Source organism: Mycobacterium sp. DHQP2018-32-09 (assembly GCF_058148405.1).
Genome location: NZ_JBYVYK010000064.1, coordinates 16918 through 27008, shown reverse-complemented (window position 1 = coordinate 27008; position 10091 = coordinate 16918). Strand labels below are relative to the sequence as shown.

The 10091-nt window shown below is 69.9% G+C and carries 9 protein-coding genes; all 9 read left to right on the top strand.

Annotation, left to right across the window (positions count from 1 at the left end; all coding sequences use genetic code 11):
* On the top strand, nucleotides 1-787 hold a 787-nt coding region (locus AC30CM_RS24060; protein ID WP_490119432.1), incomplete at its 5' end, for a molybdopterin-dependent oxidoreductase.
* Entirely contained in the window at nucleotides 784-2025 is a 1242-nt protein-coding gene (gene nuoH / locus AC30CM_RS24055; protein ID WP_490119431.1) for an NADH-quinone oxidoreductase subunit NuoH, read from the top strand. The genes AC30CM_RS24060 and nuoH, both read left to right, overlap by 4 nt.
* On the top strand, nucleotides 2009-2551 hold the full coding sequence (nuoI, locus tag AC30CM_RS24050) for an NADH-quinone oxidoreductase subunit NuoI (protein ID WP_490119430.1): 543 nt from the start codon (nucleotides 2009-2011) through the stop codon (nucleotides 2549-2551). The genes nuoH and nuoI overlap by 17 nt, the downstream gene beginning before the upstream one ends.
* Nucleotides 2551-3237 (top strand): NADH-quinone oxidoreductase subunit J, encoded by a 687-nt coding sequence (locus tag AC30CM_RS24045; RefSeq protein WP_490119429.1) that lies wholly within the window; start codon nucleotides 2551-2553, stop codon nucleotides 3235-3237. The genes nuoI and AC30CM_RS24045 overlap by 1 nt, the downstream gene beginning before the upstream one ends.
* Nucleotides 3234-3533: an NADH-quinone oxidoreductase subunit NuoK gene (gene nuoK / locus AC30CM_RS24040; protein WP_490119428.1), complete on the top strand. Its 300-nt coding sequence runs from the start codon at nucleotides 3234-3236 to the stop codon at nucleotides 3531-3533. Before AC30CM_RS24045 ends, nuoK begins: the two co-directional genes overlap by 4 nt.
* Nucleotides 3534-3535: 2 nt before the next feature.
* Nucleotides 3536-5419, top strand: coding sequence for an NADH-quinone oxidoreductase subunit L (nuoL, locus tag AC30CM_RS24035; RefSeq protein ID WP_490119427.1), 1884 nt, complete (start codon nucleotides 3536-3538; stop codon nucleotides 5417-5419).
* A gap of 35 nt (nucleotides 5420-5454) precedes the next feature.
* A complete protein-coding gene (locus tag AC30CM_RS24030) occupies nucleotides 5455-6990 on the top strand; it encodes an NADH-quinone oxidoreductase subunit M (protein WP_490119434.1) in 1536 nt (511 codons plus the stop codon).
* 41 nt (nucleotides 6991-7031) lie between these two features.
* Nucleotides 7032-8564 (top strand): NADH-quinone oxidoreductase subunit NuoN, encoded by a 1533-nt coding sequence (gene nuoN, locus AC30CM_RS24025; RefSeq protein WP_490119433.1) that lies wholly within the window; start codon nucleotides 7032-7034, stop codon nucleotides 8562-8564.
* A gap of 162 nt (nucleotides 8565-8726) precedes the next feature.
* Nucleotides 8727-10091, top strand: coding sequence for an FAD-dependent oxidoreductase (locus tag AC30CM_RS24020; RefSeq protein ID WP_490119426.1), 1365 nt, complete (start codon nucleotides 8727-8729; stop codon nucleotides 10089-10091).

Genomic DNA, 10091 nt, shown 5'->3' with positions numbered 1-10091 from the left:
CGGCGCCCGCGCCGAGGTCGCCGCGGCATGGCACGTCGACGACCTGCCCGCCACGGCGGGACGGGATACCGCCGGGATGCTCGCGGCCGCCTCGGCCGGCACGCTGTCGGCGCTGCTGGTCGGCGGCGTCGACCTCGCCGACCTGCCCGACCCGGATGCCGCGCTGGCCGCCGTCGACGCCGCGGGGTTCGTGGTGAGCCTCGAGCTGCGGCACAGCGCCGTCACCGAGCGCGCCGACGTGGTGTTCCCCGTCGCCCCGGTCGCCGAGAAGGCCGGTGCGTTCGTCAACTGGGAGGGCCGGTTGCGCCCGTTCGGCGCCGCGCTGACCCCGCAGGCCACCGGTGACGCCCGGGTGCTGTCGGCGCTGGCCGACGAGGTGGGCGTCGATCTGGCGTTGCCGACCGTCGAGGCCGCGCGCACCGAACTCGTGAACCTGGGCGCCTGGCAGGGTGCCGTCACCCCACCCGACGTCGCACCGCAGCCGGTGCCCGCGGCGGGCGCGACGACGGCGGTGCTGGCCGGATGGCGCATGCTGCTGGACCACGGCAGGTTGCAGGACGGCGAACCGCATCTGGCGGGCACGGCGCGCCCCGCCGTCGCGCGGATGGCGGCGCGGACGGCGGCGGGCATCGGTGCGGCCGACGGCGACCAGGTGACCGTCGGCGGGGTGCGGTTGCCCGTCGAGATCGTCGACATGCCCGACGGCATCGTCTGGGCGCCCATGGGACTCGGCGCCGGTACCGTCGGCACGCTCGTCCCGATCGCCAGGGAAGGTGGCGCCGGATGACGTATCCCGATCTGTCGTCGTTCGGCCACGACCCGTGGTGGCTGGTGCTGGGTAAGGCGCTCGCGGTCTTCGTGTTCTGTCTGCTGACGGTGCTGGTGGCCATCCTGGTCGAGCGGAAGCTGCTGGGACGCATGCAGATGCGCTACGGACCCAACCGCGTGGGCCCGTTCGGGCTGTTGCAGAGCCTGGCCGACGGGGTGAAGCTGGCCCTCAAGGAGGGGCTGATCCCGGCGGGCGTGGACAAGCCGATCTACCTGCTGGCGCCGGTGATCTCGGTGATCCCGGCCATCATGGCGTTCGCGGTGATTCCGCTGGGTGGCATGGTGAGCGTGTTCGGCCACCAGACGCCACTGCAGCTGACCGATCTGCCCGTGGCAGTGCTGTACGTCCTGGCGGTCACCTCCATCGGGGTCTACGGGATCGTGTTGGCGGGGTGGGCATCCGGTTCCACCTATCCCCTGCTCGGCGGCTTGCGCTCCAGTGCGCAGGTCGTCTCCTATGAGATCGCGATGGCGCTGTCGTTCGCCGCGGTGTTCCTCTATGCGGGCACCATGTCCACGTCGGAGATCGTGGCCCGCCAGCAGGGCCTGTGGTACGTGTTCCTGCTGCTGCCGTCGTTCTTCGTCTACGTCACGTCGATGGTCGGTGAGACCAACCGTGCGCCGTTCGACCTGCCGGAGGCCGAGGGCGAATTGGTGGGTGGCTTCCACACCGAGTACTCGTCGTTGAAGTTCGCGATGTTCATGCTGGCCGAGTACGTCAACATGGCCACGGTGTCGGCCCTGGCCACCACGCTGTTCCTGGGTGGTTGGCAGGCGCCGTTCCCGTTCAACCTGATCGACGGCGCCAACTCGGGGTGGTGGCCGCTGCTGTGGTTCGTCGCGAAGGTGTGGACGTTCCTGTTCGTGTTCATGTGGCTGCGGGCGACGCTGCCGCGCATGCGCTACGACCAGTTCATGGCGCTGGGCTGGAAGGTGCTGATCCCCATCTCGCTGGCCTGGATCGCGACGGTGGCGGTGGTGCGGACGCTGCGCCCCGAGGGCCAGGACACCTGGGCGGCGGTGCTCGTCTCGGTGGGCGCGGTCGTGGGCGTCGGTCTGCTGCTGTACCTGTGGACCACGCTGCGCGCGAAACGGGCACGCGCGCAGCATGTCACGGCAGACGTCGACGGCGCCTTCCCGGTGCCCCCGATTCCCACCCACTCCGCACGGGAGGTCGTCCATGGCCAAGTTCGTTGACGCGGTCGCCGGCTTCGGCGTCACGTTCGCCACGATGTTCAAGAAGCCCGTCACCGAGCAGTATCCGGAGCAGCCGGGTCCGGTCGCCGGGCGCTATCACGGGCGTCACCAGCTCAACCGGTATGCCGACGGCCTGGAGAAGTGCATCGGGTGCGAGCTGTGTGCCTGGGCGTGCCCGGCGGACGCGATCTTCGTGGAGGGCGCGTCGAACACCGACGCCGAACGCTTCTCGCCGGGAGAGCGTTACGGCCGGGTGTACCAGATCAACTATCTCCGGTGCATCGGGTGCGGACTCTGCATCGAGGCCTGCCCCACGCGGGCACTGACGATGACCAACGACTACGAGCTGGCCGACGACAACCGGGCCGACCTGATCTACGGCAAGGACGAACTGTTGGCCCCCCTGGGCGCGGAGATGACACCGCCACCGCACGCCATGGCCGAGGGCAGCACCGACGAGGACTACTACCGCGGCAACGTGGGTGCGGCGGGGTTGATCACGCCGCACGACGAGGCGGTCCGCTGATGGCGGAGGCGATCCTGTTCTGGGTGCTGGCCATCCTGGCGGTGGGGTTCGCGGTGGCGATGATCGCCGCGCCGAAGGCGGTGTACTCGGCGATCTTCCTCGCGTGCACCATGATCATCCTGGCGGTGCTCTACATCGCCCAGGACGCCGTGTTCCTCGGGGTGGTGCAGGTCGTCGTCTACACCGGTGCGGTGATGATGCTGTTCCTGTTCGTGCTGATGCTCATCGGGGTCGATTCGGCGGACTCGCTGGCGGAAACCATTCGGGGCCAACGGGTTGCGGCGGCGGTGGCCGGCGTCGCCTTCGGCCTGCTGCTCATCGCCGGCGTCGGCAACCTCGCGGCGGTCGGGCCTGCCGCCCCACCCGCGAACCCCGCGTCGAACGTCGAGGGGCTGGCCGCCCTGATCTTCGTGCGGTACCTCTGGGCGTTCGAGCTGACGAGCGCCCTGCTGATCACCGCGGCACTCGGCGCCATGGTGCTCACCCATCGGGAGCGCCTCGACCGCCGCAAGACCCAGCGCGAGTTGGCCGTCGAACGCTTCGTCGAGGGTGGCCATCCCACCCCGATGCCCAATCCCGGGGTGTATGCGCGGCACAACGCCGTCGACGCGCCCGCGCGCCTGCCCGACGGTTCGAGTTCGGAACTGTCGGTCAGTGCCATCCTGACGCCGCGGAGGGACACGTGAACCCGTCGTATTACCTGTACCTGTCGATCCTGTTGTTCACGATCGGCGCCGCCGGAGTATTGCTGCGGCGCAACGCGATCGTCATGTTCATGTGCGTGGAGCTGATGCTGAACGCCTGCAACCTGGCGTTCGTGACGTTCTCACGCATGCACGGTCAGCTCGACGGACAGGTGGTGGCGTTCTTCGTGATGGTGGTGGCGGCGTGTGAGGTGGTGATCGGGCTGGCGATCATCATGGCGATCTTCCGGGCGCGTCGGTCGGCGTCGGTGGATGCGGCGAACCTGCTGAGGAACTAGCCGTGGCTCTGCCGGTGTGGTTGCCGATCGCACTGCCGTTGGCGGGTGCTCTCGTGTTGCTGCTGGGCGGGCGGGCGACCAACGCCTGGGGGCACCTGCTGGGCACGGTGACCGTGCTGGGCGCGTTCGCCGTCGCGGTGGCACAGCTCGTCGAGCTGCTGGGCCGCAGCCCGGCGGACCGCGTGCTGGCGCAGACGCTGTTCTCCTGGGTCCCGGTGGGTCGGCTGCAGGTCGACTTCGGGCTGCACCTGGACGCGCTGAGCGTGTGCTTCGTGCTGCTCATCACCGGCGTCGGCGCGCTGATCCACGTCTATTCGATCGGCTACATGCGCGACGACCCGCAACGTCGCAGGTTCTTCGCGTACCTGAACCTGTTCGTCGCCGCCATGCTGCTGCTGGTGCTGGCCGACAACTACCTGGGCCTCTACGTCGGGTGGGAGGGCGTCGGGTTGGCGTCGTACCTGCTGATCGGATTCTGGTCGCACAAGCCGTCGGCCGCGACCGCGGCGAAGAAGGCGTTCGTGGTCAACCGCGTCGGCGACATCGGGTTGGCGTTGGCGTTGATGGTGATGTTCACCCAGACCGGCACCGTCTCCTACGCCGGGGTGTTCGCCGCGGCGCCGCAGATGTCCACGGCGGCGGTGACCGCCATCGGGCTGCTGTTGCTGCTGGCCGCGTGCGGCAAGTCGGCGCAGGTGCCGCTGCAGTCCTGGCTGGGCGACGCGATGGAGGGCCCCACCCCCGTCTCCGCGCTGATCCATGCCGCCACCATGGTCACCGCCGGGGTGTACCTCATCGTGCGCTCGGGGCCGCTGTTCGACCTGGCGCCCGCCGCGCGCACCGCCGTCGCCGTCGTGGGCGCGGTGACGTTGCTGTTCGGTGCGGTCATCGGCTGCGCCAAGGACGACATCAAGAAGGCGCTCGCCGCGTCGACCATGTCCCAGATCGGCTACATGGTGCTGGCCGCCGGCCTCGGGCCCGCCGGGTACGGGTTGGCGATCCTGCACCTGCTGACCCACGGCTTCTTCAAGGCCGGCCTGTTCCTGGGAGCCGGGTCGGTGATGCACGGCATGGACGACGAGACCGACATGCGCCGCTTCGGCGGGCTGCGCACCGCCATGCCCATCACGTTCGTCACCTTCGGACTCGGCTACCTGGCGATCATCGGGGTGCCACCGCTGTCGGGCTTCTTCTCGAAGGACCCCATCATCGAGACCGCCTTCGCCGCAGGCGGTCTCGGCGGCGTGGTGTTGGGCGGGGCGGCGTTGGCCGGGGCGGGTATCACGGCCTTCTACATGACGCGGGTGATGTTGCTGACGTTCTTCGGCGAGAAGCGTTGGCACCCCGACGCGCATCCCCACGAGTCGCCGGCCGTCATGACCGCACCCATGGTGGTCCTGGCCATCGGCTCGGTGGGTGCGGGGGCGCTGCTGGCCATCGGCGGGACCCTGGGGACCTGGCTCGAACCGGTGGTCGGCTCCGCCGAACCCCACCACGGCATCCCGGCCTGGGTGATGACCACCGTCACGATGGCGGTGGTGGCCGTCGGGGTCGGCGTCGCCTACCGCGCGTACGCCACCAGGGCGGTGCCGCGCACCGCGCCGGAGGACGTGTCGGCGTTCACCGTCGCCGCGCGCCGTGACCTGTACGGCGACGCCTTCAACGAGGAGTTCCTGATGCGCCCGGGGCAACTGCTCACCGCGGGCCTGGTCGAGATCGACGACGACGGCATCGACGGCGTGTCCCGGGGTCTCGGGGCGGCCGTGGGCGGCGCCTCCCGCCGATTGCGCCGCCTACAGACCGGTTTCGCCAGGAGTTATGCGCTGTCGATGCTCGCCGGCGCCGCCCTGGTGCTGGCCGCGATCTTGGCGGTGAGGGTGTGGTGACGACCCCGTGGTTGACGATCCTGTGGGCGGTACCGATGGTCGGCGCGGCCGCGGTGATCCTGCTGCCGTCGGCCGCGCGGAATCTCGCGAAGTACGTCGCGTTGGCGGTGTCGCTGGCCGTGTTGGCCGTGGCGGTGCTGCTGGCGGTGCGCTTCGAACCCGGCGGTGCCCGCTACCAGTTCGTCGAGGACCACGAGTGGATCCCGTCGTTCGGGACCGGCTACGTCCTGGGTGTCGACGGCATCGCGCTGGCCCTGGTGGTGCTCACCGCGGTGCTGGTGCCGCTGCTGATCGTCGCCGGCTGGTTCGACGCCGGTGAGAGGGCGCGGTCGGTCCACACCTACCTCGCGCTGACGCTGGCCGTCGAGGGCATGGTGTTGATCTCGCTCACCGCACTCGACGTCCTGCTGTTCTACGTGTTCTTCGAGGCCATGCTGATCCCGATGTATTTCCTCATCGGTGGTTTCGGCGGCGCGGGGCGATCGGCCGCGGCGGTGAAGTTCCTGCTGTACAACCTCTTCGGCGGTCTGATCATGTTGGCCGCGGTGATCGGGCTGTACGTCGCCACCGCGCGCAGCGATGCGTTCGCGGCGGGCACGTTCGACGTCCGCGCGATCGTCGACGCGGTGGCCGACGGGCGGTTCGTGCTGGGCCCCGCGGTGGCCAACGCGTTGTTCCTGGGCTTCATGTTCGCCTTCGCCGTCAAGGCGCCGCTGTGGCCGTTCCACCGCTGGCTGCCCGACGCGGCGGTCGAGGCCACGCCCGCCACGGCCGTGTTGATGATGGCGGTGGTCGACAAGGTGGGCACGTTCGGCATGCTGCGCTACTGCCTGCAGCTGTTCCCCGACGCGTCGATGACGTTCCGGCCCTTGGTGATCACGCTGGCCGTCATCGGCATCGTGTTCGGGGCCGTCGTCGCCATCGGCCAGACCGACCTGATGCGGCTGATCTCCTACACCTCGATCAGCCACTTCGGCTTCATCATCCTGGGCATCTTCGTCATGACCAGCCAGGGGCAGGCGGGTTCCACGCTGTACATGGTCAACCACGGCATCTCCACGGCGGCCCTGTTCCTGGTGGCGGGATTCCTGGTGTCGCGCAGGGGTAGTCGCGTCATCGCCGACTACGGCGGCGTGCAGCGGGTGGCGCCCGTGCTCGCAGGCACCTTCCTGGTCGCCGGTCTTGCGACGCTGTCGCTACCGGGGCTGGCGCCGTTCATCAGCGAATTCCTGGTGCTGGTGGGCACGTTCACGCACTTCCCGGTGTTCGCGGTGTTCGCCGCGCTGGCGCTGGTGCTGTCGGCCGTCTACGTGCTGTGGGCATATCAGCGCATCATGACCGGCCCGGTGCGTGCCGGCAACGAGGCGCTGCGCGACCTGGTGCCGCGCGAGGTGGCAGTGGTGGCACCGTTGATCGCGCTGCTGCTCGTGCTCGGGGTGTACCCCAAGCTCGCGCTGGACGTCATCGATCCGGCGGTGGGCCACACGATGACGACCATCGGCCAGCAGGACCCGACGCCCGCCGTCGCCGGATCCCCCGCCGGTGCTCGCACGGAAGGAGCCGGCCGGTGACCATCACCCCGCCCACCGTCGAATACGGTCTCGTCGCCCCCATGCTCATCGTGTTCGGCGCCGCGATCCTCGGCGTGCTCGCGGAGGCGTTCCTCTCCCGCAGCATGCGCTACTCCGCCCAACTGGTCGTCGCCGTCGGCGCGCAGGTGGCGGCGCTCGTCGCAGTGATCGAGGTGTGGGTGGGCCTTGGCTCCTCGGCCGGGCAGACCGCGGTCATGGGGGCGGTGGCCATCGACCGGCCCGCCCTCTTCCTGCAGGGAACGCTGCTGGTCGTCGGTCTTCTGGGGACGCTGCTGATCGCGCAGCGCCGCGTCGCCGCAGAGGTCGACGCCGAGGCCGGCGCCGGTGGCCTCGACGCGTTCACCCCGCAGGCGTCGGCCATCCCCGGCAGCGTCGCCGAGAAGCTCGCCACCAAGGCCGGGGTGGCGCAAACCGAGATCTTCCCGCTGACGCTGTTCGCCCTCGGCGGCATGATGCTGTTCGGCGCCGCCGCGGACCTGCTGACGATGTTCGTTGCGCTGGAGGTGTTCTCGCTACCCCTGTACCTGATGTGCGGGCTGGCGCGGCGGCGGCGACTGCTGTCGCAGGAGGCTGCGCTGAAGTACTTCCTGCTGGGCGCGTTCTCGTCGGCGTTCTTCCTCTACGGCACCGCGCTGCTCTACGGCTATTCGGGCGGGTTGAGTCTCGGCGGCATCGCCGACGCCGTCGACCGTGACGCCGGTGACACCACGCTGGCCCTGGTGGGGGTCGGGTTGCTGGCCGTGGGCGTGCTGTTCAAGGTCGGTGCGGTGCCGTTCCACTCGTGGATCCCGGACGTCTATCAGGGTGCCCCCACGCCGGTCACCGCGTTCATGGCCGCGGCGACGAAGATCGCGGCATTCGGTGCGGCGCTGCGCATCTTCTCGGTGGCGCTGCCCGGACTCGCCGACGACTGGCGACCGGCGATGTGGGCGGTGGCCATCGCGACCATGGTGGTGGGCACCGTGACCGCGGTGTCGCAGACCGACGTCAAGCGCATGCTGGCGTATTCGTCGGTGGCGCACACCGGGTTCATCCTCACCGGCGTCGTCGCGCTCACCGGCAACGGCCTCTCGGCCACGCTGTTCTACCTGGCCGCATACGGTGTCAGCACCCTCGGCGCCTTCGCCGTCGTCAGCGTGGTCCGCACGGCCGACGGCGACGAGGAGACCGACATGTCGCGGTGGGCCGGGCTGGGGCGGCGCCATCCGCTGGTGGGCGTGGTGTTCGCGCTGTTCCTGCTCGCATTTGCCGGCATCCCCCTGACGAGCGGTTTCGTCAGCAAGTTCGCGGTGTTCAAGGCCGCCGCCGAGGGCGGCGCCACGGCGCTCGTCGTCGTCGGCGTGTGCGCCAGCGCCGTCGCGGCGTACTTCTACGTGCGGGTGATCGTGCTGATGTTCTTCACCGATCCGCCCGACGACGGACCCCGGGTCGTGGTGCCGAGTTGGCTCAGCCTGGCGACGGTGGCCTCGACGGCGGTGATCACCCTGGCCCTGGGTGCGCTGCCGCAGCCGCTGCTCGACCTGGCCGACAGCGCAAGCGCGTTCGTGCGCTGACACCCGGATCGTCTCGCCCCGCCGAGCGCGAACCCGACGACGCCATCGATCCCACGTCCGCCGCCACGGTCCCACTCGGCCTCCCCCGTCGCGGTTACCGCTAGCGGGGGTCTGCGGCCACTCCCTCGTCCCGGGGCGAGTGCAGCCGCTAGCGTGCACGTCATGACAGACTCCGCGATCGACGCCGACCTGGTGGTCATCGGATTCGGCAAGGGCGGCAAGACCCTTGCCGCGGCCATGGGCAAACAGGGCAAGCGCGTCGTGATGATCGAACGGTCGGCGGAGATGTACGGCGGGACGTGCATCAACGTCGGCTGCGTACCCACCAAGTCCATGGTGTTCGCCGCCGAGGAGGCGGGCCCCGCACCCGATCCGGGCGTCTACACCGCCGCGGTGCACGCCACCGCCGAACTGACCGCGCTGCTGCGCGGGCAGAACTTCGCGATGCTGGACACCCTGGACACCGTCGACGTCCTCACCGGCACCGCGTCGTTCGTCGACGCCCACACCGTCTCGGTGCGCACCGCCACCGGAGCCGTGACGGTCACCGGTTCGACGATCGTCATCGGTACGGGCTCGGAGCCGACGTGGCCCGACATCGAAGGGCTGCAGGGCAACCCACGCGCGGTCACCAGTACCGACCTGCTGGTCACCGAGACGCTGCCGCGCCGTCTGGTGGTGCTGGGCGGCGGCTACGTGGGTCTCGAGTTCGCCGCCATGTACGCCGCCTACGGCGCCGAGGTGACGGTGTTGGAACGGCACGAGGCGGTGCTGGGCCGCGAGGACGACGACGTCGCCGCCGCGGCCACCGCCCTGCTGGCCGAGGCCGGCGTGCGCGTGCTGACCTCGGCCGAGGTGACCTCAGTCGACGGCCCCACCGTGCACTACGTCGTGGACGGCCTGCCGGACTCCGTCGAGGGAGACGCGATCCTGGTGGCGCTGGGCAGGCATCCCGTGACCGCCGACCTGGGCTTGGACCGAGCCGGAATCGCCACGCGCCCGGACGGTTCCATCGAGGTCGACGAACACCTGCGCACCAGCCGGCCGCACGTGTTCGCCGTCGGCGACGTCAACGGCGGCCCGCAGTTCACCTACGTCTCCCTCGACGACTACCGCATCGTCGCCGATCAGCTCGGCGGCAGCGGGACCAGGAGCACCACCGACCGGCGCGCGGTGCCCTACTCGCTGTTCATGACGCCACCGCTGTCGCGCGTGGGACTCACCGAACGCGACGCGCGCGCCGGCGGCCGGCCGATCAAGGTGGCCGCCCTGCCGGTCGCGAAGATGGCCACCGTCCCGCGGGCGCGCATCGTGCACCAGCCCGTGGGGTTGATGAAGGTGGTGGTGGACGCCGAGACCGATCTGATCCTCGGCGCCGCGCTGCTGTCCTACGACTCCCACGAGGTGATCAACACGGTGGCCTTGGCCATGCGCCACGACATCACGGCCGCGCAGCTACGCGACGAGATCTACACGCATCCCTCGATGACCGAGGCGTTCAACCAACTGCTGGGCGCTCTCACCTGA

What these genes read in the sequence shown, in the direction of transcription:
- nuoI (WP_490119430.1), top strand. Translation starts at nt 2,009, where the DNA reads ATGGCCAAGTTCGTTGACGCGGTCGCCGGCTTCGGCGTCACGTTCGCC.
- nuoN (WP_490119433.1), top strand. Translation starts at nt 7,032, where the DNA reads ATGCTCATCGTGTTCGGCGCCGCGATCCTCGGCGTGCTCGCGGAGGCG.
- nuoH (WP_490119431.1), top strand. Translation starts at nt 784, where the DNA reads ATGACGTATCCCGATCTGTCGTCGTTCGGCCACGACCCGTGGTGGCTG.
- AC30CM_RS24020 (WP_490119426.1), top strand. Translation starts at nt 8,727, where the DNA reads ATGACAGACTCCGCGATCGACGCCGACCTGGTGGTCATCGGATTCGGC.
- AC30CM_RS24030 (WP_490119434.1), top strand. Translation starts at nt 5,455, where the DNA reads ATGGTCGGCGCGGCCGCGGTGATCCTGCTGCCGTCGGCCGCGCGGAAT.
- AC30CM_RS24045 (WP_490119429.1), top strand. Translation starts at nt 2,551, where the DNA reads ATGGCGGAGGCGATCCTGTTCTGGGTGCTGGCCATCCTGGCGGTGGGG.